The sequence below is a fragment of the Tamlana flava genome (assembly GCF_041287255.1).
Lineage (GTDB): Bacteria > Bacteroidota > Bacteroidia > Flavobacteriales > Flavobacteriaceae > Tamlana > Tamlana flava.
Genome location: NZ_JBGGTX010000001.1, coordinates 604,949 through 630,666, shown reverse-complemented (window position 1 = coordinate 630,666; position 25,718 = coordinate 604,949). Strand labels below are relative to the sequence as shown.

Sequence of the window (25,718 nt, the reverse complement as noted above, 5' to 3'; positions counted from 1 at the left end):
AATTTTTCCCTCAGGGGAAATAAAACGGGAATATATATTATGGAAAAAGGATTCGCAGGACGCATAGCCAATTTCTTCATCAATTCAAAGTTGACCATTTTGTTGATGATAGCATTAATGATTATTGGCGTTTACAGTTCCACATTAATTCCAAGAGAGGAAGAGCCTCAAATAATTGTTCCGATGGCCGACGTTATGGTTGGCTATCCTGGAGCTGGCCCGAAGGAAGTTGAGAACAGGGTTGTAAAACCTTTGGAAAAAATCATTTCAAACATTAATGGTGTTGAGCATATCCATGCAATGGCCATGAACGGTCAAGCCATGATTATTGTTCAGTTTTATGTTGGTGAAGACACTGAGCGCTCCTATGTAAAGCTCTATGATGAGTTGATGAAACATAGAGATATGTTTATAAATGGCATCTATGAGCCCATGGTTAAAACACGTTCTATTGACGATGTACCCATGCTTGGTGTAACGCTTTGGAGTGAAGCATACAATGATTATGAGCTGCGTCAAATAGGAGAGGAACTTTCATCAGATATTAAAAAGATAAAGGATGTTTCCATAACCAAAGTAATTGGAGGAAGAAACCGTCAGCTAAAGGTTATTTTGGATAAAGGCAAAATGGCAGAGCTTAATGTAGATCCGTTGAGTATTATGCAAATGGTTCAAGCCAATAATGGTAGTGCTCAATCTGGTCATTTCAATGCTAACGATACCGAATATCTTTTAACAACCGGTAAATTTTTAAGCAGTGCAGATGATGTTAAAAACTTAGTTATTGGCACGTCGCAAAATATGCCTGTTTACCTAAAACAAGTTGCGGAAATAAAAGATGGTCCTGAATCGCCAGCTAACTATGTTAGTTTTGGTTATGGAAGCACAACGGAAGAAGGTGTTATTCACCAATCGGAATATCCTGCAGTCACCATTTCTATTTCAAAAGTAAAAGGTGCAGATGCGATGAAGATTTCAGAGAAAATCTTAGACCAAGTTGAGGATTTAAAGAAAACTTTGATTCCAGATGATGTTCATGTAGAAATTACCAGAAACTATGGTGAAACCGCATCGCATAAAGTATCAGAATTGTTATTGCACTTGGGGGTTGCCATTTTAGCGGTTACGGTTTTGGTTATGTTGGCTATGGGCTGGAGAGGCGGATTAGTGGTGTTCTTTTCGGTGCCATTAACCTTTGCGCTTACACTGTTTAGTTATTATATGTTAGGTTACACGCTTAACAGGATTACATTGTTCGCTTTAGTATTTGTTGTTGGTATTGTGGTAGATGATAGTATCATTATTGCTGAAAATATGCACAGGCATTTCCATATGAAGAAGTTGCCATTCAAACAAGCGGCTATTTTCGCCATCAATGAGGTAGGTAACCCAACCATTTTGGCAACGTTTACAGTTATTGCAGCAATTTTACCCATGGCGTTTGTGTCTGGGATGATGGGACCATATATGAGTCCGATGCCCATTGGAGCGTCTATTGCTATGATGCTATCGTTATTTGTGGCCTTAACGGTTACGCCATACTTAGGGTTTCATTTGCTTAAAGTGAAAGATAAAGAAGAGCATAAAGAGGAACAAGGTTTAGAGACCAGTAAAATTTATAAAATCTACAAAAAGGTTGAAGAACCATTGTTGGAAAGTAAATCCAAAAGATGGTCTATGATGGGAATAACTGTGGTTTTATTGCTGTTTTCTGTGATGGCATTCTTTACCAAATGGGTGGCTGTAAAAATGCTTCCTTTTGATAACAAGAATGAAGTTCAAATTGTTATTGATATGCCAGAAGGCACAACTTTAGAGCGTACAGGAGCCGTGGCAAAAGATATTGCCCAATATTTAAAATCGGTTCCAGAAGTGGTTAATTACCAAAGTTATGTGGGGTCTTCGGCACCAATTACATTCAACGGTTTGGTACGTCATTACGATTTACGAGGAGCGAGCAATACAGCTGATATTCAAGTAAATTTATTGCACAAAGCCGAAAGGGATGCGCAAAGTCATGATGTTGCAAAACGTATTAGACCTGAAATCCAGAAAATTGCCCAAAAGTACAATGCCAATGTAAAAATTGTTGAGGTACCGCCTGGACCTCCGGTGCTATCAACCATAGTAGCCGAAGTTTATGGGCCTGATTATGACGGACAAATAAAAGTGGCGCAACAAGTTGAGCAAATTCTTCAAAAAACCGATGATGTGGTGGATATCGATTGGATGGTTGAAGCACCACAAACGGAATACAAAATTGAGGCAGATAAGGAAAAAGCCATGTTAAATGGTGTGGTTCCACAACGAATAGTTGGAAACCTCACATACTTGATGGGCGAGCATTCTATTGGTAATCTGTATGACGAAAAATCCAATGACGCCGTTAGTATTGTCATGAAATTGGATGATGCCGATAAAACATCATTACAAGAGGTTACCAATCTTAAAATTAAAGGCCAAAGAGGAATGGTTCCTGTAAGCGATTTGGTAAAAATAAAACATGACACGTTGCAGAAAACCATTTTTAGAAAAGACCAAAAGCAAGTGGTTTATGTGTTGGCCGATATGGCAGGAGGGTTGGAAAGTCCGGCATACGCTATTTTGGGAATGGAAGAAAAGTTGAAACAAATTAAACTTCCTAAAGGCTATAATATTAATGAACTGTACATGAACCAGCCCGATAATGAAGACGATTATACCGTAAAATGGGATGGTGAATGGCAAATTACCCTTGAGGTCTTTAGAGACTTAGGTGCGGCATTTATGGTGGTTATCATCATTATTTATATGCTGATTGTTGGCTGGTTCCAAAATTTTAGAACACCAATAGTGATGATGGTTGCCATTCCATTGTCGTTAATAGGCATTGTATTTGGCCACTGGTTGTTGGGGGCCTTCTTTACCGCCACCTCATTTATAGGTATGATTGCCTTGGCTGGTGTTATGGTGCGGAATTCGGTGCTGTTAATCGACTTTATTGAAATTCGTTTAAACGAAGGCGTGCCTATGAAACAAGCAATTATAGAAGCGGGAGCCGTAAGAACAACGCCAATTTTGTTAACAACGGGTGCTGTGGTTATTGGAGCTGTCATTATCTTATTTGATCCCATTTTCCAAGGGTTGGCTATTTCATTGGTGTTTGGTGCCATTGTTTCAACATTGCTTACACTGTTAGTTATTCCATTAATTTATTACATAACGGAAAAGAAAAATTGGGAAAAGAACACCATTGAATCTGATGACGCAGACATTGAATAATACTTGACTATGATAACATTAAAAATTTAGAAAATGAAACTCATACTTATAACTGCAATAGAAGAATTTGAAAAAGATGTCAAGAAAATTTTAAGCCATTCGGGCGTCAAGTCTTTTTCATATCAAGAGGTAAAAGGCCATAAAAATGATAGCGATGGCACCATAGATAATTGGTTTGCATCTGGCCATAACGAATTTAATTCGTTGCTATTTACTGTATTTGTTGCGTGCGAATGCGTTGAAGACATTTACAAACGTGTTGAAAAATTTAATGCCAAGCAAGAAAGCTTATCTAAAATTCACTTGGCAACATTAGAAATATCTAAATCCATTTAAGAGAACATTATTATTATGAAAAACAGAATAGTACGCGGTATAGCAGGAACATTTATTTTAATAAGCCTTTTGTTGGCTATTTATGTAAACATCAATTGGCTTTGGTTTACAGCTTTTGTGGGGGCGAATTTATTGCAGTCTTCATTAACAAAATGGTGCCTTATGGATACCATTTTAGAGAAGGTTTTTAAGGTAAAGGATTAGTTGTGTTTTGGGATTTTGTTTAACCACAAGATTTGGTTTTAGGTTAGTTATTTTAGTTAAACATTATTATTAGGAATTTTGGGTGGATTCGATTATAATTGAATCCACCTTAATTGTTTATATTCACGGAGGTTAGTTAAGATTTTTCACAATCAGGTGAAAATTAATAATTACCCATTTATTATTCAGATGGCACAAGTCTTATTAGTCGGGCAGGTTCATCTGTTAGTAGATATAGGTAGCCATCTGGCCCAGTTCGTACATCACGAATTCGCCCCAAACCTTTTAAGATGATTTCTTCTTGAACCACCTTGCCATTCACAACTCTTATACGATGTAATTCCTGTGCTCTAAGGCTTCCCGCGAAAAAATCGTTTTTCCATTTTGAAAATTTTGAACCTTTGTATTGCGTTAAACCGCAAGGCGCTATAGAGGGCGTCCATTGCAATAATGGCTGCTCCATGCCTTCCTTTTCAGTTATTGAAGTTATTGGTTGGCCGTTATAATTTATACCGTGCGTGATGATAGGCCAACCATAATTCCTCCCTTCTAGAATAAGATTAAACTCATCGCCACCGCGCGCACCATGTTCCGTAGCATATATATTATGCTTTTCGTCTACCACGAGCCCCTGCGGATTTCTATGTCCATAGCTCCAAATGCCTTTTGGTACATCGGGATTTTTTATAAATGGGTTGTCCGCAGGAATTCTTCCATCATCATATAGCCTAAAAATTTTCCCGTTCGGAAGTGTTAAGTCTTGTGCCTGCCCCATGGCACCTCTTTCACCAATAACGAAATAAATATATCCTTTATCAAATGCTATGCGTGTACCATAGTGCGCCCCAGACCGCATATAGAATTTTGGGTCGGCTTTATAAATCCATTCTTGGTCTACCCATTTATGATTTTTTATCCTACCTCGAACAATAGCGGTTTGAGATTTTGACCTACCATTTTCATCACGCCAACCATCGGCAAATGCCAGATAAATCCAACCATTTTTTTTATAATTGGGGTGAAGTGCTATGTCCATCATACCACCTTCTGGACCATCAAAAATTACATTGGGGGTATTATCGATGGGATTAGGATTTAAGGTATTGTCAGAATTAACAATGTGAATTGGTCCAAGACGTTCTGTCACTAATTTTCTGCCATCAGGAAGAAATGCCAAGGACCAAGGTGTTCTGAAACCTGTTGTAAGGACTTCAACTTTATACGAATGGTATTGCGTTTTAACAACATTCTCCAATTGGTCGTTTGGAATTGACTCGCTTGAATCCCTAGATTCCAATTCACGAATATAAACTACAATACCTCTAATTTGCTCGTCGGTTAAAAGGGAACTGAAAGGCACCATTCCTTTTTCTTCCTTTCCGTTTTTTATGGATTGGAAAATTTCATCGTCCGAACCTCCGTAGCTCCATTGCTTATCGGTCAAACTGCCTCCAACGGCACCCGAAACATGACAACTCATGCAGAGGTTTTGGTAAATGTCTTCCACATTCGATTTTGGTGATTCTTGCGATTGCAAGTTGATTGCCCATAATGTAAACAACATTATCCAAAAAAATCTAGATGGTCTTGTTTTGATGTTCATTTCTAATTTTAAATTCAAATTTGGTTGAAATGTTTCAATTCAATACTGAGTAGTGCAAAATCAAAACTAAATTGCTAATCAATTTTTATTGAGGTCATTGTTAAAGATCCGCCAACAGGTTTATCATTAAAAATGGTAATTGCTTCATTTTTTTCTTTCAACCCTAAAGTATAAATAAGCGGTAAAAAGTGTTCAGGCGTAGGTATAGCTAAATCAAAAGCTTTGCCTTCCTTTTTAAAATTAACGAGGTTTTGGTGGTTGCCATCCAAAATATAGGCTTTCATTTGTTCGTTGGCTTCGGTGGCCCAATCATAGGCATAGGATTCATTAAGTTTATTCCAAGCAACCATTCTCAGGTTATGCACCATGTTTCCGCTCCCCACAATAAGCACGCCTTTTTGCCGTAAACTGGTCAGATCCTGGGCCAATTCATAATGATATTGTGCTGGTTTGGTGTAATCAATGCTCATTTGAATTACTGGAATATCAGCATTGGGGTAAAGATGTTTTATAACGCTCCAAGCACCGTGGTCCAATCCCCATTTATCGTCCAAACCAACCGTGGTTGAGGTAACAATACGCTGTGTTTCTTTTGCCAATTCAGGGCTTCCAGGCGCACGATATTGCACATCAAACAGCGCTTGCGGAAAACCACCAAAATCATGAATGGTGCGCGGGTGTTCCATGGCCGTTACAAAAGTGCCGTTAGTTTCCCAGTGCGCTGAAATGCATAAAATGGCATTAGGTCGTGCCAATTCCTTTCCAATTTTTCTAAAGGATTGTACAAATTCGTTTTCCTCAATGGCGTTCATGGGGCTGCCGTGCCCCAAAAATAGCACCGGCATTTTGTTGGTATTGCTTAAGTTTGAGGTTATTTTGTTTAAATTATTTAATGTCATATAGTGTGTTAATAATGGTAAACTTGCCAAGGTCAATAAAAAATCTTTTCGCTTCATAGTTCATTGAAAAGTGCTTTTGTTTGGCTAAATAGGCACCTAAATTTAAGTGAATTTTTTTGAATGCCTCTTTGTAAAAAGAAAAAAGGGTGAATTTTAAAATTCAACCTTTTTTATAAATCAATTTTTAGGCAGAATGGACATTAAAATGTTCGTTGCCAGTTTGTAGGAACAAATAATCTCTACTATGTTTCATTTTAGTGTACAGGTTATCGTTTACTTTAACAGGTACTTTTAAATTTGGAAACTTAATTAAATAGTAATCCTTTTCTTTTCCAATCAGTTGGACTTTGACAGGTTTTCCTTCCATAATCTAAAAATTTTAAAATTAAACTATAAAATTGATACTGTCATTTCAGAACAAAAGATGTTCCAAATCGAAAAAGCCTTTTTGCCTGAAATTTTGACAGTTTAATTTGTTGATGACTTCAAAAAATAAATTAAATGGAGTCCATTAAATCTTTTTCTGTTTGTTGATTTCGTCTTGAAGTTGGCGTCTTACTTTTTGCTCACGCTCCAAAGCCGTTCTGCGGTGTTCGTCAAACTCTTCCTCAATTTCGGCAAGTGCTTTTTTGGCATCACGCGTAACAGCATTACTGTTTTTAAATTTATAAATGAATAAGAGGAGCAAGCCCAAAAGTCCTGCAATGATGGTCCACATTAGGGCATTATAGCCTGTTTTGCTCATTTGCATGCCAAACAAAGCCATACTGTCTTTTTCCGTATTTGTTTTATCTAAATTCTCTTTGGTATCGGCCAAATTGGCTTTTAATTCTGAAATTTCATCGGCCTGAGATTTTACAACGGCTTGGGTTTCTGCAAGGTTTTTATGAACTGTTTTAAGGGAATCGATGGTGTGCGCCCGTAACGTTAAAAACATACTAAGTTTTACGGCTTCGTAAGCTTGGCCATTGGTGCCTTTAAAATTACCGGATTTCCTTAAGATATATTCGAATTGATTATCAATGGTGCCACTATTTAATGATAGGGCTTCTTCTTGGTCTTCGTTAGATTGGGAAAATGACGTTATTGAAATGAAACAAGTACATACTACAACGAAGAGGAATTTGATAGGATTCATTTTTGGTTTGATTTTAATGGTTGTATTTGGTTTGCCAATTTATAAAATTATGATTATAAATCATTTAAAAAGCCTCATTTTATGAGGCTTTTTTTATATACGAATCAAAATTTAATTTAGATGTTCAATTTTAATAATATGTATAACGTCTAACTTTCGCAATATATTTTGCAAGCCGAACAACTTGATGGCTGTAGCCATATTCATTGTCGTACCAAATATAAAGGATGATGTTTTTGCCATCCTTACGCACAATGGTTGCTTTGCTATCATAAATTGAGGGTGCCGAACTGCCAACAATATCGCTGGATACCAACTCATCGCTCAGCTCATATTTTATTTGTTCCACCAAATCGCCTTCTAAAGAATATTTTTTCAAAATGGTATTAACGCCATCCAATGAAGTTTTGCTTTCAAGTTCTAAATTTAGAATAGCCAATGAACCGTTTGGCACAGGAACTCTTATGGCATTGGAAGTTAATTTGCCTTCCAAGCTCGGTAAAGATTTTGCTACGGCATTGCCTGCACCGGTTTCTGTAATAACCATATTTAACACAGCCGCTCTGCCACGACGGTATTTTTTATGGAAATTATCCACCAAATTTTGGTCGTTGGTATAGGCATGGATGGTTTCTAAATGACCACTTTTTACACCAAAGGAATCTTCAATAGCCTTTAAAACCGGGGTTATGGCATTTGTGGTACAAGAAGCTGCCGAAAAAATATTTAGTTCATCCGGATCATGCTGCAAATGGTTTACGCCATGAACAATATTGGGCACGTCTTTTCCTGGGGCTGTCAATAAAACCTTGTCAATACCTATAGATTTTAAATGTCTGCTTAAACTGGGTTTGTCCCTAAAAGCGCCTGTATTGTCAATAACTAAGGCATTTTTGACGTCATAAGCTGTATAGTCAATATCTTCAGGGGCATTGGCCGAAATAATATGAACGGTGGTGCCATTTATAATCAAAGACTTGTTTTTCGCATCAATGGTAACTGTTCCGGGAAATTCGCCATGAACAGAATCATTGCGAAGCAATGCTGCCCGTTTTTCCAAAATGGTTTCATTCAATTCACCACGAGTTACAATGGCCCTTAATCGTAACTGGCTACCCTTTCCTGTACGCACCATGAGTTCGCGCGCTACCAATCTTCCTATTCTACCAAAACCATAAAGCACAACATCTTTTGGTTCAATTTCCCCAAACTTTGAGGCATCCCTTAGTTTTGAAGCTACAAACTGCGTGGCATTGCTTTGGCCGCTATCTTCCAAATGAAACTCATAGGTGAGTTTGCCAATATCCAATTTTGCGGGGGCAAGATTCAGGGCTTTTATGGCTTGGGCAATTTCAACCGAATCGAAAATGGAAATGGGTTTTTGTACAAATTTCCCAGCGTATTCGTGTAAGTTTAAAATCTGGCTAACGTTTCTGTCGATTAATTGATTTCTAAAAAGCACCAATTCAATGGACTTGTCGTACCACAAATCACTTACAATTTTTATAAATTCTACCGTGGCCTTTCGGCGGTCTGCCTGAAAAGCCAATTCTTTTTCATAAGTTTTGTTGGAAACCATAGTTTATGTGTTTAGTATAGTGAAGCATATATAGAAATACCTTATTTCAAACGTTTTCGTAAGATATATCGTAAAAAAATCGTTAATCTGCAAAGTAGAGGTGATGAGCCAAATTTTTCCACCATTTTTATCGAGAATCTGCAAAAAAAATAACCCTCCAAAAAAGATATTCCGAAGGGTTATTAACAACCATGAAACTAATTATCTAAAATTGTAGCGTTCTTTTTCGCCATTAGAGTTTATAAGCTCAATTCTGAGTGGCTCATAGGGCGACCTGTTCTTGATTGCTTCTTGGGCATCATCAACAGAATTAATTTTAACATCGTTTATTGAAGTAATGATGGCCCCTTCATCAACGCCGTTCTTCTTCCAATACGACTTGTACTCATTGTTCAATTCAATTATTTTTACTCCATTCGATGCTTTTACTTTTTTCAAATCTTCTTTTTTAGCATTTTTAACACGGCCTACAAGCGGTAGTGTAATAGTTTCGTTTCTTGTTAAAGTAACGGCAACTGTTCTTAATTCACCGTCTTTTGAAAGTGTTAGATTAACCACATCGCCTGCTCGTCTGGCACCGATATGCCCCGTTAAATCGGCAAACTTTGATACTTTAATATAATCAATCTCTTTGATGATGTCACCTTTTTGAATACCTGCTTTCTCTGCTCCAGAATCTTCAACAACACTATCCACGTAAATACCTTCGGTGTCATTTATGCCAAGTTCGTCAGCAATTTTGCTATTTAAAGCACCGCCAGTAATGCCTAGAATACCGTTTTGTACATTACCGTATTCCATAATATCTTCAATAACTCTTCGGGCTATATTACTCGGAACGGCAAAAGAATAACCTATATAAGAGCCTGTTTGGGAGGTAATAGCCGTGTTGATGCCTACTAATTCGCCTTGAGTATTTACAAGCGCACCACCAGAATTTCCGGGGTTAACAGCTGCATCCGTTTGAATGAATGACTGAGTATATTTTCCTGAAGGATCTAAATTTCTTGATTTTGCACTAATAATACCAGCTGTAACAGTTGAGGTTAAATTAAAAGGATTACCAACCGCCAAAACCCATTCACCTATTTTAGCATTATCGGAGTCAGCAAAGGTTACATATGGCAAATCTTCATCGGGCTCAATTTTCAAAAGAGCAATATCCGTTTTAGGGTCAGAGCCTATAATTTCCGCCTTGTACGTTTTGTTATTATTCAACGTTACCGATAATTCATCAGAATTGTTGATGACATGGTTATTGGTGATGATGTATCCGTCAGCATTAATAATTACCCCAGATCCGGTACCCATTTGGGCACGTTGCGGACTTCTACCTGAAAATAAATCTTGTAAGGTCATTTGTCCAGAACTAATCGTTACGTTCTTAACGTGAACCACAGCATTTACAGTGTTTTCTGCAGCAATAGTGAAATCTGGAGCTTCATCCAAATTAGATAAACTTAAGTTACTGGTGGGTAAAAATGTAGGTGTTGTATTTTCCTGAGCGACGATTATGGGCTTTTCGTCTTCTAAAAAAAGTTTGTAGGAGCCTAATGTGGAAATACCACCTAAAGCCGAAACTAATACTAATGTTATTATCTTCTTCATAATTTGAATTTCAGTTTTATTTACAACGATTAAAATTAAATATTTATTGAATTTTGAATTTTTATTTAACGATTTTTAACTTCTATTTTAACGACACCTTAACAATCAATAAAACGGCTATCAAAAAGGAGCTCTTAAACAGCAATATTGAAGTTTCCATTGTATTTGTCATTCTCACGAAAGCGGGAAACCTGTAAAGGAATATTGCCACAATATTCCTTAACTATTTATATCTTTGTGCCAAATTATGCAACAGACTTTTTATAAATATCAAGGAACGGGAAACGATTTTATTATGATTGATAATCGTCAGCAAACGTTCAACAAAAACAATACCAAATACATTAAAAGCTTATGCGACAGACGTTTTGGCATAGGTGGTGACGGACTTATTTTGTTGGAAAACAATGATTCGTTGGATTTTAGGATGGTTTATTATAATGCGGATGGCAATGAAAGTACCATGTGCGGAAATGGTGGGCGTTGTTTAGTGGCTTTTGCAAACCAACTGGGTATTATAAAAAATGAGTGTACGTTTAATGCCATTGATGGGCTGCACCATGCCTCAATTAATAACGGAATTGTAAGGTTGCAAATGCAAGATGTTGATGCGATTGAAAAGTATGAAAACCACGTTTTTTTAAATACGGGCTCGCCACACCATGTGCAGTTTGAAAAGGATATCCAAGATTTTGATATAAAAACTTTAGGTGCTAAAATTAGATACGGGCAGCCATATAACCAAATTGGGACTAATGTCAATTTTGTAAAAAAAATATCTGATGATTCGTTTAGGGTTCGTACCTACGAAAGAGGAGTAGAGGATGAAACCTTATCCTGCGGAACCGGTGTTACCGCTGTTGCCATTGCCATGAATTATATTGGCGAAACGGAAAAAAACCTTATTAGCCTTAAAGTTGAAGGTGGTGATTTAAAAGTAAGCTTTGATGTTGAAAACGACTCCTATAAAAACGTTTGGCTTATCGGTCCGGCAACTTTTGTTTTTAAAGGCACGATATGAAAACATTGAAGGGTGAAAACATATTTTTACGTGCTTTGGAACCCGAAGATTTGGAGTTTGTACATGCCATTGAAAACGACGAATCTGTTTGGGAAATTAGTAACACACATACCCCATATTCCAGATTTTTAATTAAACAATATTTAGAGCAAGCGCACAAAGATATTTATGAGGCTAAACAATTAAGATTGGTCATTTCCAGTTATGAAAATGTAACCATCGGTCTGATAGATTTGTTTGATTTCGATTTCAAAAATAAAAGGGCCGGTATTGGTATTTTGGTAAAATCGCCAAACGATAGATTGAAAGGATATGGAAAGGAGGCCCTGAAATTATTGGTCAACTACTGTTTCACGCATTTGGGCTTGCATCAGTTATTCTGTAATATTTCAGAAGAAAATGAGGCTAGCCAAAAGCTTTTTAAGAGCCAAGGGTTTATTGAAGTCGGATTGAAACGCGACTGGAATGTCATAAACGGAGGTTATAGAAACGAATATTTATTTCAGCTTATAAACTAATATAAATGTATTTCAAAAAGATACTTGGAGCCATTGCAATTTTAGGTCTTGTTGCGGCCTCTTTTTTTGCCAATTTCGTCTATAAGGCCATGATGCGCCCAAATACAGCATTCAATAACGAAGTGGCATACATCTATATTCCCACAAATGCAAGTTATGAAGAAGTAAGAAACCAATTGGAGCCTTTATTGGATGATATTGATTCTTTTGATGATTTGGCCAAGCAAAAAAAATATACAAACAATATTAAAGCAGGTCGTTTTGAAATTAAAAGAGGAATGAGTAATAATGATATTATCAATTCCATAAGGAGTAACAATCTGCCCATTAAATTATCGTTTAACAATCAAGAAACCCTTGAAAAATTGGCAGGCAGAGTGGCCAGCCAAATTGAAGCCGATAGCTTGTCCCTTGTTGAAGTTATGAACGATGAAAATTTTTTAAAGGAAAATAACTTCAGTAAAGCAACAGCGTTGGGCATGTATTTACCAAACAGCTACGAATTTTTTTGGAATACTTCTGCTGAAGCCTTTAGGGAGCGTATGCTAAAGGAATACAATCGATTTTGGAATGAAAGTAGAATAAAGAAAGCTGAGGAACTTGGCTTAACTCCAAGCCAAGTTATTACGTTGGCATCCATTGTTCATGAAGAATCCAAAAAAGTCAGTGAGCAACCAAGAATTGCCGGTGTTTATCTAAATAGATTAAGGATTGGCATGCCATTGCAGGCAGACCCTACGCTAAAATTTGCTGCTTATCAGCTTCCACAGTATAAAAACACTGTTATTAAACGTGTGTTGAATGTGCATAAAGATATCGATTCGCCCTACAATACTTATAAAAATGGAGGATTGCCTCCTGGTCTAATTTCCATGCCAGATATTTCAGCAATAAATGCCGTTTTAAATTACGAGAAGCACAAGTACCTCTATTTTGCTGCCGATGCGCAGCGATTAGGCTATCATAAATTTGCAAAAGCCTTGGCGCAGCATAACGTCAATGCACGAGAATATCAGCGTTATTTGTCATCACAAGGGATTAATAACTAGTGAAGTGCTCGCTGCTAAAATATATTGCCTTTTTAGTTTTATTGCCTGTTTTTTCCTTTTCTCAATCTAAATTAAACGGATTTTTAACACCTAGTGATACACTAAATATCCAACGACGCAATGCTGTAATTATTTCTGAAGCATCAATTTCTGCAATTACACTAGTTGGTTTGAATCAACTTTGGTATTCAGATTATGACCAATCTAAATTCCACATTATTAATGATAACAGTGAATGGTTGCAAATGGACAAGTTCGGTCATGTTTTCTCGTCTTATCAGTTAGGGAAACACGGAGCGCAATTATTAAATTGGAGTGGAGCTAAAAAAAAGAATCAATTGCTATATGGGGCAACATTGGGTTTTACGTTTTTAACCGCTGTTGAGGTTCTTGATGGTTATTCAAAAGAATGGGGTTTTTCATGGGGGGATATTCTAGCCAATGGAGTTGGTTCAGGATTATATATTGGGCAAGAATTATTGTGGAATGAGCAAAGAATTGCCGTTAAGTACAGTTTTCATGACACAAAATTCGCACGACTAAATCCAAATAAGCTCGGTGAAACGTATATGGAGCAAATTTTGAAAGATTATAACGGGCAAACTTATTGGTTCTGTTTTAATTTGCATTCATTTTTAAAAAATAGTAACATGTCAAAATGGCTAAATATTGCAGTAGGCTTCGGTGCAGATGGTATGCTTTATGGGTCTAAAGATGTTGACAATCAGGTGTTAACAAATATTGAGAGGTACAGGAAGTACTATTTAAGTTTTGATGTAAATTTGAATAATTTAAGGACAAATTCAAGGTTATTGAGGTCTATTTTTGATGTTTTTAATATGATAAAAATACCGTTTCCTACCATAGAAATTAGCAAAAAAGGGACTGTATTTCATCTATTCTACAATTAAAAAGAACACATAATCGATTAATTTTGAACTTATTGAAAAAAATCATAATTTTGCACGCTCAAATTTCAAGGTGTATTTTTTATTAAAATATGCTGAAAAAATTTATGACTATGGTAAAACATATTGCAAGTTACATGACCTTTACACTTACAATATCAGCGCTATTGTATCTGTCGTTTCAATCTAATGAAACAATTGATTTAAGCAAATATTCTACGGAAGGCTTAAATTTGAACTATACGGTAAATGACGACAATGTTCAAGACGATTATTTGTTGGCATTAAACGAGAACAAAGAAGAATCATTTTCACCTTATTTAGGAAAATCATTTGTTGGCTTTAAAGAGGCTTTGGCTTTTAAGGAGTCTGGAGGTAATTATAACTCGGTAAATACTTATGGGTATTTAGGGAAGTATCAATTTGGAGCTTCTACTTTAAAGCTTATTGGTATTAATAATCCGGCAAAGTTTTTAAAGAACCCAAGATTGCAAGAGAAGGCCTTTTTGGCAAACACGGCACGAAATAAATGGATTTTAAGACGAGATATCAAGAACTTCGTTGGAAAGCGAATTAACGGTATTATTGTTACTGAATCTGGTATTTTGGCTGCAGCGCACTTGGCAGGACCTGGAAGCGTTAAACAATACCTAAGAAGTTACGGTTTGGATAATTTTGCTGATGGTTATGGTACCACGGTTCATTATTACATGAAACGTTTTTCTGGATATGACACTTCTTTTGTAAAAGCGGATAAAAAAGCAAAAGCTATTTAAAAAAGCAGTTCTAGGTTACGACTAGAATTTATGAATTATAAATATGGTAGGTCTTTTATGAAGGTCTACCATATTTTTTTTCCATTGCTCTACGGTTAGGGTTTTTATAAATTCTGTTGGCAAAGTAATGTCGCATGCCACACAAATACTTGTTGAATTATTGAGAATTATGGTCAAGTCCTCAAGGATTTTATTGTTTCGATAGGGTGTTTCAATAAATATTTGTGATTGATTGAGCTCAAAGGATAAACGTTCCAAGCGCTTTATTTCATTTTTGCGTTCATTTTTATCAATTGGTAGATAGCCATTAAAAGCAAAGCTTTGTCCGTTCATACCAGAGCCCATGATGGCCATAAGTATTGAAGAGGGGCCTACCAAAGGCACAACTTTAATGTTTTTGCTGTGCGCTATTTTCACAACATCTGCTCCTGGGTCTGCAACTCCTGGACAGCCAGCTTCAGATAATAAACCGACATCAATACCGTTTAAGCAGGGCTCAAGAAAATTTGGTAATTCTGCTATTTCGGTAAATTTATTTAAAAGGAAAATTTTGAGAGCTGGTTGTGGCTTTTCAGGGCTTATTTTTTTAATGAACCGCCTTGCCGTTTTTTCATTTTCAACAATAAAAGTGTTGATGTTATCAATGGTTTGTTTTACAGAAATGGGCAAAACTTCCAAAGGTTCTGTATCTCCCAAAGTAGTTGGAATAAGGTAAAGCCTCCCTTTTTTTTCGTTCATTTAGTTGATTGTAAGTTTTTTTATAGTTTTTGAAGAATCATCAAAACGGACTTCCATAAAATATAGACCTCCTCCGTAATTTTGAATGTTCAGAGTAATTTTTTGTTGGGTTGGTGCTATACCTAAAATTTTCCGCCCTTGAATATTGTAAATATTAATGGAGATGACTTTATTCTGAATTCCTGATAAATCCAAGTTAACTATATTTTTCGTAGGGTTAGGATACATTTTAAAACTAAAAGTCTCATTTTCGGAAATATCCAAATTGGCATCAGAAATTTTGTAAACAGAAGAACCACCTGCAATGTAAAGTTCGCCATTAACATCTTCACCTAAAGTGGTCCATCCTTTGGTTATGTTTGGTGTTTGAAAAACCAAATCCCAATTACTTCCATTTTCGGTTAAAATTCCAATGTTTTGAGTGCAATAATCTGCAAAGAAATATTTGCCCGAGAAATTAGGAAAATTAGAGCCTCTGTAGACATAACCCCCTGTTATAGAACCAGAACAGCCACTACCAACATGAGGGTACTCGGCAACTGGAGCAACGGTGGAATTTAATCCACCAGAAGGGCAATTTGTACTTGTATTATAAGTATGTGTACCCTCATAACAACGCCAGCCGTAATTGTCGCCAGGGTTGCCAGAACCTATTACTTTGTTTATTTCTTCGTAAGCATTTTGCCCAACATCGGCAATCCATAAATCATTGGTGGTACTGTCAAAGGAAAATTTCCATGGATTCCTTAACCCAATAGCATAAATTTCAGGTCTTGGGTCGTTCGGTCCATCGGCAGAGCTTGAAAAAGGATTATTTGAAGGGATGCTATATGTTGCTCCACTCACATCAATGCGCAGCAGCTTCCCGAAAAGGCTATTTGTATTTTGTGCCCTGTTTTGCGGGTCACCACCGCTACCACCATCCCCAACGGCAATGTACAAAAAACCATCGTTCCCAAAGGCGAGTTTACCACCGTTATGATTGCTATATGGCTGCTGATAGGTTAGTATAATTTCGCCCGAAGTATCTGCTACGTTTGGATTTGCGCTTACCGTGTACTTTGAAATGACGGTATTTGGTTGGTCTGTACTTGAATTGTCCGTGTAATTCACATAAAACCTACCTGAAGTAGCATAATCAGGTGCAAAAGCAAGACCCAAGAGTCCGCGTTCACCGCCTGATCCAACAAGGCCAGAAATATTTAAAAATGGGTTAGGGTTAACACTTCCGTCGGAATTTAAAATTTTTATAATTCCGGATTTTTCTACCACAAATAGCCGACTATCTCCAGCATGGGCAATTTCTACTGGACTGGAAAAACCAGAAGCAAAGCTATTAAGTTGGACGGTTTGTGCAGCCCCAATTAGGCCTAAAACAAAACAGGAAATGAAAATGTATAAATTTTTCATAGCGCATCTTTTTAAGTAAATTTAATAAATAAGATGCTAAATGCCATGTTTTTAGCGTGTTACTTTTTCGGCAATAATATCGCAAGCCTCGTCCAACATTTGGTAAACGTTTTGAAAACCTTGATCGCCACCATAGTAAGGATCGGGAACATCATGGTTTTGATTTGGGTAAACCTCATTCAGAATAAGTTTAACTTTGGCAAGGTCATTTTCATCTCTTGCAAGTTTTACCACATTCTGAAAATTTGAGTTATCCATGACATAAATTAAATCAAATCGGTCAAAATCTGAAACTCCAAATTGCCTTCCTCTTAAATTTGAAATATTCAAACCATATTGCCTAGCTGTAGCAACCGAACGTCTATCTGGAGAACTGCCAATATGATATGCAGCCGTACCGGCAGAATCAATGGTAAACGATTCTCTCGGAAGTTTTGATCTTAAAATACCTTCGGCCAAGGGTGAACGACAAATGTTTCCCAAGCATACCATCAGAATTTTAGTCATTTTGATTTGAATTTATACAGAAAGCTTCTTGGAAATATCTTCAACATATTTTCTGAATTGTTTATCTGTTGAAGATAGATTGTCCACAGTTTTGCATGCGTGAAGTACGGTGGCATGGTCGCGTTTTCCAATTTGGGAACCAATGCTTGCCAAAGATGCTTTTGTGAATTTTTTGGCAAAAAACATCGCTAATTGGCGGGCTTGAACGATGTGGCGTTTTCTGGTTTTTGATTGAAGCGTGTCCACATCCATTTGGAAGTAGTCTGAAACCACCTTTTGAATATAATCTATAGATACCTCGCGTTTGGTATTCTTTACGAACTTTTCAACAATAATTCGAGCCAAATCGAGGGTGATTTCTTTTTTGTTGAAGGAAGATTGGGCAATCAAGGAAATGATTGCGCCTTCAAGCTCCCTAACATTGGTTTTAATGTTTTTGGCTACATATTCAATTATATCCTCAGGCATTTCAACACCGTCACGATATAATTTGTTTTTTAAGATGGAAACGCGTGTTTCAAAATCCGGATTTTGCAATTCGGCCGACAGTCCCCATTTAAAGCGCGAAAGCAAACGCTGTTCAATATCTTGCATATCAACAGGAGCCTTGTCACTCGTTAAAACTACCTGTTTTCCATTTTGGTGTAAGTGGTTGAAAATGTGGAAAAATACGTCCTGAGTTCCTGTTTTTCCGGAAAGGAATTGCACATCATCAATAATTAATACATCAATGATTTGATAAAAATGAATGAAATCATTTCTATTATTTTTCTTAACGGCATCAATGTATTGTTGTGTAAACTTTTCCGCAGAGATGTATAAAACGGTTTTTTCTGGATATTTATCTTTAATATCAACCCCAATGGCATGTGCCAAGTGTGTTTTACCTAAACCAACACCACCAAAAATCAATAAAGGATTAAAAGATGTGCCTCCTGGTTTTGCTGCTACAGCAAGTCCTGCACTTCTGGCTAATCGGTTAGAATCTCCTTCCAAGAAATTTTCAAAACTATAATTTGGATTTAGTTGAGATTCGATCTTAACATTTCTAATACCTGGAATGACAAATGGATTGCGCAATTCAGGGCTTTTATTGTTCAGAGGAATATCAACGTCTTGCGATTTTACTGCGCTTCTGTTTGAACTTGGAATTTTTTCAGTAAACGGTTGCTTGTTGCCATAAGTGTTTTCCATTTTAATAATGTAAACAAGTTTGGCAGATTCGCCCAGTTCCTTTGTTAGTGATACTTTTAAGATTTTAACATAGTGCTCTTCAAGCCACTCGTAAAAGAATTTGCTGGGTACCTGAATGCTTAAGGAATTGTCTGTAAGCTTAACTGCTTTAATTGGCTCAAACCAAGTTTTGTATGCTTGCGGTTGGATGTTATCCTTTATAAATTCAAGACAATTATTCCATACCGATTGCGCAGTTAAACTCATTTTTAAATATACAGGTTTTTTAGTTAGTTAGATTAATTTATGAAAAATGGCTTTTCATATCCCCCTATTCTGGTGAGGCAAATATGTGAACAAAATTCTTAAAAAAAAAATCAATTGGTATTGAATTTTTAGAAAATTTTCATCATGTTTAACCCATTGCCGAAACTACAAAAAAATATCCAATAAAGCTTATGAAATTCGATGAAATACAAATAAGAGTGAGATATGGTGAAACAGATCAAATGGGCGTGGTATATCATGGCAATTATGCGTTATATCTGGAAATGGGAAGAATTGAATGGTTGAGAAAATTCGGAATTTCATATAAGTTGATGGAAGAAAATGGAATAATGTTGCCTGTCATTTCAATGAATATAAACTATAAAAAATCAGCAGTTTATGACGACATAATTAATGTAAAAACTCAACTGAAAAATAAGCCCACTGCAAAGATCGAATTTGAGTATGAAATTACAAATGAAACAGGCGAAATTTTAACAACGGCATCTACAGTTTTGGTGTTTATTGATATGAAAACAAACCGACCGACACGAGCTCCTCAATACATTTTGGACGCTATTAATAATTAATCTAAATTTCTTTTATTTCAATTTCGTACAAATTTTCGAAGATTTCGAATGTAGATGTAGCTTCTTTCTTTCTAACCGAAATGGTTATTTGGCAATCCAATTCTAATTTTTGATTGATAATATTTAAATTTTTCTCTTTGATGATGCACATTACGGTGTTCATGTTTATGTAATCAAAACTGATTAGATAATCAATATTGATAGTTTTTTCAACAATTTTTGATGCTTCAAGCGTTAATTGTGCCGTTGTTTTGTAAGCATTTATTAAACCACTGACCCCCAATTTTACACCGCCAAAATAGCGTACCACAACTATCAAAATGTTTGTGACTTCAAAAGATTGTATTTGTCTGTAAATGGGCATACCTGCACTGTTGCTCGGTTCGCCATCATCATTGGCACGATAAACAATATTTTCTGTACCGATTTGATATGAGTAACACCAATGCCTTGCCGAATGGTGCTCTTTTTTTAAAGCCTCAATGTGTTGTCTTATTTCTTCTTCATTACTTACAGGGTAAGCATACCCATAAAACTTGCTGTTTTTGTCCTTAAAAAGCACATTTCCGACGGGAGATTTTATGGTTTTATATGTGTCTTTTACTTCCAAAAAAAATTAGAATAGGTGTTTTTTAGTTTCAAAAAGGTCACAAATGTCCTCTGTTTTTGGGTTGATGTGCCATGTATAGATGCCAAGGTTTTTTGCTGTTTTGCAATTATGGATGTTGTCATCAATAAATATACATTCGTTGGCCCTTAAACTGTTTTCAGAAAGAACAAATTCGAAAATATCAATATTCGGTTTTCTTAAATTAATTTCATGGGAGAGGTAAAACGCATCAAAACAGCTTTTGAAGTCTTCATAAAGGGGCACATGTTTTTTAACGTAATCTATATGGAGTTCGTTGGTGTTGCTCAATAATATTAGTTTGTAAATACCTTCATTTTTCAATTGCTGAAGAAACTCCAAACGGTTCTTGGGAAAATCCTTCAGCATGTAGTTCCAAATGCCAATAAGTTCTGTTTTTGAAAGGTTCGGAAAGTTTTCGGCATAAAACCCGATAAATTCTTCAGTGGAAATTAAGCCTTTTTCATAAAGTTCATTATTGCCAATCATCTCTTCCGAAGGCGATTCAATTTGAAACTTTTCCAGAGCATATTTTTCCGCGCCTTCAATATCTAAATTGATGAATACGTTGCCAAAATCAAAGATTAAGGTTTTAATCATTCCAATAAATTTTAAGAATATCGTTCAAAATCTTTTCTTCTGAGATTAACTTTCCAGAAAAAACAGGGGCTATTGTGCCGCTTTTAAATATATTGCTTCCAATAAAAACACGAGCTTCATCCCAAAGGTTTTCATTAATAAAGGTTTGAAGGGTTTTTGCACCACCCTCAATAATAACGGAATTTATGTCTTTTTGAAATAAAACATGACAAATTTGCTGAGCAACAAGTTGCGAAAAATCAATTTCATTATTGCTGATAATAATCGTTTCGGCTTCATCATTAAATACAGAAAGCGATTTTGAAAGCTTTTTGTCTTTGTCTAATACAATTCTAATAGGGTTGTTTCCGGTCCAATCCCTAACGGTTAAACTAGGGTTGTCCTGTAAAACAGTATTTGTGCCCACTAGAATGGCTTGTTCTTCGGTACGCCATTTATGAACCAATTGCCTGGAAAATTCATTGGTAATCCAAACAGGTTTTTGTTCTTTTTTGTTTTTGGGTGCGATAAAACCATTTTTGCTTTCAGCCCATTTTAAAATGATGTATGGCCGTTTTTTATTATGAAAAGTAAAAAATCGTTTGTGGTGCTTTTTGCATTCGTCTTCTAAAATGCCAACGGTAACATTACAACCAGCATCAATCAGCTTTTTTACGCCTTTTCCTGCTACTTGTTCGTTGTCATCAATGCATCCTATAACCACTTTTGGGATGTTGTGCTTAATAATGAGATTGCTACACGGCGGAGTTTTACCAAAATGTGAACAGGGCTCCAACGTTACATATAGCGTAGCCTCATTTAAAAGGTTTTTATCTTTAACAGAATTTATGGCATTCACTTCGGCATGGTTTCCGCCATATTTACTGGTAAAGCCTTCACCAATAATCTTATTGTTATGTACAATTACACTGCCCACCATGGGATTGGGTCTGGTGATTCCCAAACCGTTTTTTGCAATGTCCAGACAGCGCTGCATATATGTTTCGTGGGTATTCAATGCTAATATTTGATTTTTACGTCTTCGGTAACATCAACAGTGTAAGCGTGCGAAAACCCTAAGACTTTATAATTAATATCGCCTATGTACTGCACTTTTACTTTTTTGCTGAATAGGCTTCCAACTAATCCGCCAATACTTTTATTACTGAAAATACTGTCGGTAAGCACGTTGGTTTTTAACGGAATGCTGAACTCTTTTTTGGCAGGAACCTCAAAAGTTTCGGCAGAAACGGTGGCCATCTCATTATCGTTTATGAACACTTTTATTTCATCGGTTTGCAATTCACCACCAATATTGTTTGGGTTGATAAAAAGAGCGTCTGCCGTAATGGTTATGAATTTTGAACTAGATTCCTCCACTTTAATGTTCTCTACACCAACAAACTGTGGTTTTTCGGTTACCGTACAACTTATAAAAGCCACGCTTATTGTTAATAAGATTATGAGGTTTTTCATTCCCAATTTTTTTGATTTACCGTATCTTCACTACTTTAAAAGTGGCCATTACAGTGAGTAAAGATACTATAGTTATTCGAGAAATTGAACCTCAAGATAACCAACAAATTGAGCAGGTTATTCGAGATTGTTTTCATGAATTTAAAATTCCATTGGAAGGCACGGCGTATTCTGATCCTGAAACGTCAAAAATGTTTGAATCCTACCAAAATGAAAATGATGTTTATTTTGTAATTGAAAGCAATGGAGAGGTTTTGGGCGGTGGTGGTGTAAAACCACTCACTGACTTTGAAAATGAAATCTGCGAAATTCAAAAAATGTACTTTTCGCCAAAAATTAGAGATAAAGGCTATGGCAAAATGCTTTTTGAAAAATGTATGGAATCAGCAAAACAATTAGGCTATAAACAATGTTATTTGGAATCTGCTTCACAGTTAAAAGCAGCCATCCATATTTATGAAAGTTATGGATTTAAACATTTATCGAATGCTTTGGGCAATACCGGTCATTATTCCTGTGGTGTTTGGATGATTAAAGATTTATAATGAAGTTAAAGGCCATTCAACATAGTTTCCACAAAGAATTAGATTCTATTTATGCTTCCGAAGAGGTGGATAGTTTCTTTTATATGTTGGCTGAATCCCATTATAAGGTAAAACGCATACAATTGGCCACAGATCCTGAATTGTCGGTTGAGGATGAAGCACTTATTTTAAAAAGTTTGACGGCCCTAAAAGGGGAAAAACCCATACAATATATTTTGGGTGAAACAGAGTTTTATGGACTGACCTTTAAAGTGAATGACGGGGTGTTAATACCCAGGCCGGAAACGGAAGAATTGGTTGAATGGGTTTTAAAGAAAGTTGATAAGGCTGCCGAAGTGCATATTTTGGATATCGGGACCGGGAGTGGCTGTATTGCTGTTTCTTTAGCAAAGCATTTGCCCAAGGCCAAAATACATGCATTGGATATTAGTAAAAAAGCACTTGAGGTTGCAAAACTAAATGCAAAGTTAAATGGTGTTGTGGTCGATTTTTTTGAAGGCGATATTTTATCCGATAATGCACAAACAAGTTTAAAATCAATAAAATACGATATCATTGTTTCCAATCCCCCATATATTCGCGAACAGGAAAAACAGTTTATGAAATCAAATGTTATGGATAACGAGCCCCATTTGGCCCTTTTTGTAAACCATGAAAACCCCCTGTTGTTTTATGAGGTCATTTCATCATTTGCGGTAGATAATTTAAAGGAGCAAGGTGCCTTATATTTTGAGATTAATGAATATCTGGGAAAGGATATGATTGATTTATTGAGACGCAAGAATTTCATAAATATTGAACTAAAACAAGACATTTTTAAAAAAGATAGGATGATCAAAGCCGTAAAAAGTTAATGAGTGGAGTAAAACAACAAATAGAAGCTTTGCGTAAAGAACTTCGCGAACACAACTACAATTATTATGTTTTGGACAATGCGACCATTTCAGATTACGAGTTCGATATAAAACTAAAGCAACTTCAAGAGCTTGAGGCAAATCACCCCGAGTTTTTTGATGCCAATTCCCCAACGCAGCGTGTTGGTGGTGCCATAACAAAAAACTTTGAAACCGTTGCCCATGAATACCGTATGTATTCTTTGGATAATTCGTACTCTAAAGAAGATTTGCAAGATTGGGAGAAGCGCATTAAAAAATTGGTTGATGGCCATGTACAATATACCTGTGAACTAAAATATGACGGAGCTTCCATTAGTTTAACTTATGAAAACGGTTTGTTCCAAAAAGCGGTAACGCGCGGTGATGGATTTCAGGGAGATGATGTTACGGCCAACGTAAAAACCATAAAATCCGTGCCTTTACAATTAAAAGGAGATTATCCAATAAAGTTTGATATCCGTGGGGAAATTGTTTTGCCTTTTGAAGGCTTCAATAAAATGAACGAAGAGCGCATAGAAATTGGCGAAGAACCTTATCGAAATCCAAGAAATACAGCATCGGGCAGTTTAAAGTTACAAGATAGTGCAGAGGTGGCCAAAAGACCATTGGAGTGTTTGCTATACAATATCATAGGTAATAATTTAGGTACAAAAAGCCAATTTGAAGGTTTGGAAAAGGCAAGACAATGGGGCTTTAAAGTGCCCGAGGCAGCTAAGTTGGTGAATTCCATTGATGAGGTTTTGGAATTTATTGAATATTGGGACATACACCGTCATGGTTTACCTTATGAAACCGATGGGGTTGTGGTTAAAGTCAACGATTTACAGCAGCAGGAAGAATTGGGTTATACGGCCAAAGCACCACGTTGGGCCATGGCCTATAAATTTAAGGCAGAACAAGTTTCTACGCGGTTAAATAGTATTGTATATCAAGTGGGTAGAACAGGAGCCATCACGCCGGTTGCTAATTTAGAGCCTGTAGAATTGGCTGGAACAACCGTAAAACGTGCCTCTTTGCATAATGCCGATCAAATTGAAAAGTTGGATATAAGGGTAGGCGATGAGGTTTTTGTTGAAAAAGGAGGAGAAATCATTCCTAAAATTTTAGGTGTAGATTTAACAAAGCGTCCGATTAATACCCGACCCACACAATACATAACCAATTGCCCAGAATGTGGTACAGAACTCGTCAGGCAAGAAGGAGAGGCCCAGCATTACTGTCCAAATTATAATGGCTGCAAACCTCAAATAATAGGTAGAATCCAGCATTATATTTCCAGAAAAGCTATGGATATAGAAGGTTTGGGCGGAGAAACCGTGGCTCTTTTGGTTAGCGAAGGATTGATTTACAATTATTCAGATTTGTATGAATTAGCCAGGGAACAGGTAATTCCTTTAGAGCGTATGGCAGAAAAAAGTGCTGATAATTTAATCCATGGGATAGAACAATCAAAAAATATTCCTTTTGAACGTGTTCTTTACGCCTTAGGAATTAGATATGTTGGAGAGACTGTGGCAAAGAAGCTGGCTAAACATTATAAAAGTGTTGATGCATTGGCATCAGCTTCACCTGAAGATTTGGTTAGTGTAGACGAAATCGGAGTTAAAATTGCAGAAAGTGTCCATGCATTTTTCATTTCCGAAGAAAACAAAAACATCCTTAACAGGTTAAGGCATTTCGGCGTTCAATTAGAGATGTCTGCTGAGGAACTTGAGGGAAAGACGAGTATTTTAGAAGGTCAATCTATTGTTGTTTCGGGTGTTTTCGAGTCCATTTCCAGAAACGAGCTGAAAAAATTAATAGAAGATAATGGTGGGAAGGTTAGTAGCTCCATTTCTTCTAAAACGAGTTACATTGTGGCAGGTGATAACATGGGGCCAAGCAAAAAAGAAAAGGCTGAAGTACTCGGTATAGATATAATAAATGAATATGAATTCTTACAAAAATTGAATTAAAATCTATTTTTTATCGATAAAAAACATTTTTATACGTTGAAATACAAAATTTTT

Annotated in this window: 26 protein-coding genes; 12 read left to right on the top strand and 14 right to left on the bottom strand. The window is 36.4% G+C overall.

Features of this window, described 5'->3' with window-relative positions; all coding sequences use genetic code 11:
• Window positions 1-39: 39 nt before the first annotated feature.
• Genes ACB104_RS02670 through ACB104_RS02660 form a run of 3 tightly spaced genes read left to right on the top strand, consistent with a single transcriptional unit; the run spans window position 40 to window position 3,801 of the window.
• A complete protein-coding gene (locus ACB104_RS02670; RefSeq protein ID WP_370476735.1) occupies window positions 40-3,261 on the top strand; it encodes an efflux RND transporter permease subunit in 3,222 nt (1,073 codons plus the stop codon).
• Between the two features lie 33 nt (window positions 3,262-3,294).
• Entirely contained in the window at window positions 3,295-3,597 is a 303-nt protein-coding gene (locus ACB104_RS02665) for a hypothetical protein (protein WP_370476734.1), read from the top strand.
• A 15-nt stretch (window positions 3,598-3,612) separates the two neighbouring features.
• A complete protein-coding gene (locus ACB104_RS02660; RefSeq protein ID WP_370476733.1) occupies window positions 3,613-3,801 on the top strand; it encodes a YgaP family membrane protein in 189 nt (62 codons plus the stop codon).
• A gap of 181 nt (window positions 3,802-3,982) precedes the next feature.
• Here ACB104_RS02660 and ACB104_RS02655 read toward each other — a convergent pair whose 3' ends face one another.
• From ACB104_RS02655 to ACB104_RS02630, 6 genes are all read right to left on the bottom strand, one after another.
• On the bottom strand, window positions 3,983-5,404 hold the full coding sequence (locus tag ACB104_RS02655; protein WP_370476732.1) for a PQQ-dependent sugar dehydrogenase: 1,422 nt from the start codon (window positions 5,402-5,404) through the stop codon (window positions 3,983-3,985).
• 74 nt (window positions 5,405-5,478) lie between these two features.
• The gene (ygiD, locus tag ACB104_RS02650) at window positions 5,479-6,303 is read right to left on the bottom strand and encodes a 4,5-DOPA-extradiol-dioxygenase (protein WP_502267018.1); all 825 of its coding nucleotides are present in this window, start codon (window positions 6,301-6,303) and stop codon (window positions 5,479-5,481) included.
• Window positions 6,304-6,487: 184 nt separating this feature from the next.
• Window positions 6,488-6,670, bottom strand: coding sequence for a hypothetical protein (locus ACB104_RS02645; protein WP_370476730.1), 183 nt, complete (start codon window positions 6,668-6,670; stop codon window positions 6,488-6,490).
• Between the two features lie 144 nt (window positions 6,671-6,814).
• On the bottom strand, window positions 6,815-7,441 hold the full coding sequence (locus ACB104_RS02640) for a tRNA (guanine-N1)-methyltransferase (protein ID WP_370476729.1): 627 nt from the start codon (window positions 7,439-7,441) through the stop codon (window positions 6,815-6,817).
• Window positions 7,442-7,571: 130 nt separating this feature from the next.
• Window positions 7,572-9,020 carry a glyceraldehyde-3-phosphate dehydrogenase gene (locus ACB104_RS02635; protein ID WP_370476728.1) on the bottom strand — a complete coding sequence of 483 codons (1,449 nt, stop codon included), beginning with the start codon at window positions 9,018-9,020 and terminating at the stop codon, window positions 7,572-7,574.
• Between the two features lie 201 nt (window positions 9,021-9,221).
• Window positions 9,222-10,628: a trypsin-like peptidase domain-containing protein gene (locus tag ACB104_RS02630; RefSeq protein ID WP_370476727.1), complete on the bottom strand. Its 1,407-nt coding sequence runs from the start codon at window positions 10,626-10,628 to the stop codon at window positions 9,222-9,224.
• Window positions 10,629-10,875: 247 nt separating this feature from the next.
• Between ACB104_RS02630 and dapF the strand changes: the two genes are divergently transcribed.
• The 5 genes from dapF (at window position 10,876) to ACB104_RS02605 (ending at window position 14,900) form a co-directional block, all read left to right on the top strand.
• On the top strand, window positions 10,876-11,649 hold the full coding sequence (gene dapF / locus ACB104_RS02625; protein ID WP_370476726.1) for a diaminopimelate epimerase: 774 nt from the start codon (window positions 10,876-10,878) through the stop codon (window positions 11,647-11,649).
• Window positions 11,646-12,167, top strand: a complete 522-nt coding sequence (locus tag ACB104_RS02620) for a GNAT family N-acetyltransferase (RefSeq protein WP_370476725.1) — start codon at window positions 11,646-11,648, stop codon at window positions 12,165-12,167. Before dapF ends, ACB104_RS02620 begins: the two co-directional genes overlap by 4 nt.
• Window positions 12,168-12,172: 5 nt before the next feature.
• A complete protein-coding gene (mltG, locus tag ACB104_RS02615; protein WP_370476724.1) occupies window positions 12,173-13,216 on the top strand; it encodes an endolytic transglycosylase MltG in 1,044 nt (347 codons plus the stop codon).
• A complete protein-coding gene (locus ACB104_RS02610) occupies window positions 13,216-14,127 on the top strand; it encodes a DUF2279 domain-containing protein (RefSeq protein WP_370476723.1) in 912 nt (303 codons plus the stop codon). The genes mltG and ACB104_RS02610 overlap by 1 nt, the downstream gene beginning before the upstream one ends.
• A gap of 110 nt (window positions 14,128-14,237) precedes the next feature.
• Complete coding sequence (locus ACB104_RS02605; RefSeq protein ID WP_370476722.1) at window positions 14,238-14,900, top strand: lysozyme family protein; 663 nt, start codon at window positions 14,238-14,240, stop codon at window positions 14,898-14,900.
• A 21-nt stretch (window positions 14,901-14,921) separates the two neighbouring features.
• Here the strand turns inward: ACB104_RS02605 and ACB104_RS02600 are convergent, their stop codons facing one another.
• The 4 genes from ACB104_RS02600 to dnaA are packed head-to-tail and all read right to left on the bottom strand — an operon-like array spanning window position 14,922 to window position 18,995.
• Window positions 14,922-15,638, bottom strand: a complete 717-nt coding sequence (locus tag ACB104_RS02600) for an SAM-dependent methyltransferase (RefSeq protein WP_370476721.1) — start codon at window positions 15,636-15,638, stop codon at window positions 14,922-14,924.
• Complete coding sequence (locus ACB104_RS02595; RefSeq protein ID WP_370476720.1) at window positions 15,639-17,048, bottom strand: PQQ-dependent sugar dehydrogenase; 1,410 nt, start codon at window positions 17,046-17,048, stop codon at window positions 15,639-15,641.
• 51 nt (window positions 17,049-17,099) lie between these two features.
• A complete protein-coding gene (locus ACB104_RS02590; RefSeq protein ID WP_370476719.1) occupies window positions 17,100-17,555 on the bottom strand; it encodes a low molecular weight protein-tyrosine-phosphatase in 456 nt (151 codons plus the stop codon).
• Between the two features lie 12 nt (window positions 17,556-17,567).
• Complete coding sequence (dnaA, locus tag ACB104_RS02585) at window positions 17,568-18,995, bottom strand: chromosomal replication initiator protein DnaA (RefSeq protein WP_370476718.1); 1,428 nt, start codon at window positions 18,993-18,995, stop codon at window positions 17,568-17,570.
• A gap of 191 nt (window positions 18,996-19,186) precedes the next feature.
• On the opposite strand from dnaA, the gene ACB104_RS02580 reads away from it, so the two are divergent.
• Window positions 19,187-19,585 (top strand): acyl-CoA thioesterase, encoded by a 399-nt coding sequence (locus tag ACB104_RS02580; RefSeq protein ID WP_370476717.1) that lies wholly within the window; start codon window positions 19,187-19,189, stop codon window positions 19,583-19,585.
• A gap of 1 nt (window position 19,586) precedes the next feature.
• On the opposite strand, the gene ACB104_RS02575 is transcribed toward ACB104_RS02580, so the two are convergent.
• From ACB104_RS02575 to ACB104_RS02560, 4 genes are read right to left on the bottom strand one after another with little or no spacing between them, the layout of a single operon-like run.
• The gene (locus ACB104_RS02575; RefSeq protein ID WP_370476716.1) at window positions 19,587-20,195 is read right to left on the bottom strand and encodes an IMPACT family protein; all 609 of its coding nucleotides are present in this window, start codon (window positions 20,193-20,195) and stop codon (window positions 19,587-19,589) included.
• Window positions 20,196-20,201: 6 nt separating this feature from the next.
• Window positions 20,202-20,813, bottom strand: a complete 612-nt coding sequence (locus ACB104_RS02570) for an HAD family hydrolase (protein ID WP_370476715.1) — start codon at window positions 20,811-20,813, stop codon at window positions 20,202-20,204.
• A complete protein-coding gene (ribD, locus tag ACB104_RS02565) occupies window positions 20,806-21,789 on the bottom strand; it encodes a bifunctional diaminohydroxyphosphoribosylaminopyrimidine deaminase/5-amino-6-(5-phosphoribosylamino)uracil reductase RibD (RefSeq protein ID WP_370476714.1) in 984 nt (327 codons plus the stop codon). The genes ACB104_RS02570 and ribD overlap by 8 nt, the downstream gene beginning before the upstream one ends.
• A 23-nt stretch (window positions 21,790-21,812) precedes the next feature.
• A complete protein-coding gene (locus ACB104_RS02560) occupies window positions 21,813-22,268 on the bottom strand; it encodes a hypothetical protein (RefSeq protein WP_370476713.1) in 456 nt (151 codons plus the stop codon).
• A 53-nt stretch (window positions 22,269-22,321) separates the two neighbouring features.
• Between ACB104_RS02560 and ACB104_RS02555 the strand changes: the two genes are divergently transcribed.
• The 3 genes from ACB104_RS02555 to ligA are packed head-to-tail and all read left to right on the top strand — an operon-like array spanning window position 22,322 to window position 25,664.
• A complete protein-coding gene (locus ACB104_RS02555) occupies window positions 22,322-22,813 on the top strand; it encodes a GNAT family N-acetyltransferase (protein ID WP_370476712.1) in 492 nt (163 codons plus the stop codon).
• Window positions 22,813-23,667 (top strand): peptide chain release factor N(5)-glutamine methyltransferase, encoded by an 855-nt coding sequence (prmC, locus tag ACB104_RS02550; RefSeq protein ID WP_370476711.1) that lies wholly within the window; start codon window positions 22,813-22,815, stop codon window positions 23,665-23,667. The genes ACB104_RS02555 and prmC overlap by 1 nt, the downstream gene beginning before the upstream one ends.
• Complete coding sequence (ligA, locus tag ACB104_RS02545) at window positions 23,667-25,664, top strand: NAD-dependent DNA ligase LigA (RefSeq protein WP_370476710.1); 1,998 nt, start codon at window positions 23,667-23,669, stop codon at window positions 25,662-25,664. The genes prmC and ligA overlap by 1 nt, the downstream gene beginning before the upstream one ends.
• Window positions 25,665-25,718: the final 54 nt, after the last annotated feature.

What these genes read in the sequence shown, in the direction of transcription:
- dapF (WP_370476726.1), top strand. Translation starts at nt 10,876, where the DNA reads ATGCAACAGACTTTTTATAAATATCAAGGAACGGGAAACGATTTTATT.
- ACB104_RS02640 (WP_370476729.1), bottom strand. Translation starts at nt 7,441, where the DNA reads ATGAATCCTATCAAATTCCTCTTCGTTGTAGTATGTACTTGTTTCATT.
- ACB104_RS02655 (WP_370476732.1), bottom strand. Translation starts at nt 5,404, where the DNA reads ATGAACATCAAAACAAGACCATCTAGATTTTTTTGGATAATGTTGTTT.
- ACB104_RS02665 (WP_370476734.1), top strand. Translation starts at nt 3,295, where the DNA reads ATGAAACTCATACTTATAACTGCAATAGAAGAATTTGAAAAAGATGTC.
- ACB104_RS02670 (WP_370476735.1), top strand. Translation starts at nt 40, where the DNA reads ATGGAAAAAGGATTCGCAGGACGCATAGCCAATTTCTTCATCAATTCA.
- ACB104_RS02645 (WP_370476730.1), bottom strand. Translation starts at nt 6,670, where the DNA reads ATGGAAGGAAAACCTGTCAAAGTCCAACTGATTGGAAAAGAAAAGGAT.
- ACB104_RS02660 (WP_370476733.1), top strand. Translation starts at nt 3,613, where the DNA reads ATGAAAAACAGAATAGTACGCGGTATAGCAGGAACATTTATTTTAATA.
- ACB104_RS02590 (WP_370476719.1), bottom strand. Translation starts at nt 17,555, where the DNA reads ATGACTAAAATTCTGATGGTATGCTTGGGAAACATTTGTCGTTCACCC.
- ACB104_RS02630 (WP_370476727.1), bottom strand. Translation starts at nt 10,628, where the DNA reads ATGAAGAAGATAATAACATTAGTATTAGTTTCGGCTTTAGGTGGTATT.
- ACB104_RS02620 (WP_370476725.1), top strand. Translation starts at nt 11,646, where the DNA reads ATGAAAACATTGAAGGGTGAAAACATATTTTTACGTGCTTTGGAACCC.
- ACB104_RS02580 (WP_370476717.1), top strand. Translation starts at nt 19,187, where the DNA reads ATGAAATTCGATGAAATACAAATAAGAGTGAGATATGGTGAAACAGAT.
- ACB104_RS02570 (WP_370476715.1), bottom strand. Translation starts at nt 20,813, where the DNA reads ATGATTAAAACCTTAATCTTTGATTTTGGCAACGTATTCATCAATTTA.
- ygiD (WP_502267018.1), bottom strand. Translation starts at nt 6,303, where the DNA reads ATGACATTAAATAATTTAAACAAAATAACCTCAAACTTAAGCAATACC.
- ribD (WP_370476714.1), bottom strand. Translation starts at nt 21,789, where the DNA reads ATGCAGCGCTGTCTGGACATTGCAAAAAACGGTTTGGGAATCACCAGA.
- ACB104_RS02560 (WP_370476713.1), bottom strand. Translation starts at nt 22,268, where the DNA reads ATGAAAAACCTCATAATCTTATTAACAATAAGCGTGGCTTTTATAAGT.
- ACB104_RS02595 (WP_370476720.1), bottom strand. Translation starts at nt 17,048, where the DNA reads ATGAAAAATTTATACATTTTCATTTCCTGTTTTGTTTTAGGCCTAATT.
- prmC (WP_370476711.1), top strand. Translation starts at nt 22,813, where the DNA reads ATGAAGTTAAAGGCCATTCAACATAGTTTCCACAAAGAATTAGATTCT.
- ACB104_RS02605 (WP_370476722.1), top strand. Translation starts at nt 14,238, where the DNA reads ATGGTAAAACATATTGCAAGTTACATGACCTTTACACTTACAATATCA.
- ligA (WP_370476710.1), top strand. Translation starts at nt 23,667, where the DNA reads ATGAGTGGAGTAAAACAACAAATAGAAGCTTTGCGTAAAGAACTTCGC.
- mltG (WP_370476724.1), top strand. Translation starts at nt 12,173, where the DNA reads ATGTATTTCAAAAAGATACTTGGAGCCATTGCAATTTTAGGTCTTGTT.
- ACB104_RS02600 (WP_370476721.1), bottom strand. Translation starts at nt 15,638, where the DNA reads ATGAACGAAAAAAAAGGGAGGCTTTACCTTATTCCAACTACTTTGGGA.
- ACB104_RS02635 (WP_370476728.1), bottom strand. Translation starts at nt 9,020, where the DNA reads ATGGTTTCCAACAAAACTTATGAAAAAGAATTGGCTTTTCAGGCAGAC.
- dnaA (WP_370476718.1), bottom strand. Translation starts at nt 18,995, where the DNA reads ATGAGTTTAACTGCGCAATCGGTATGGAATAATTGTCTTGAATTTATA.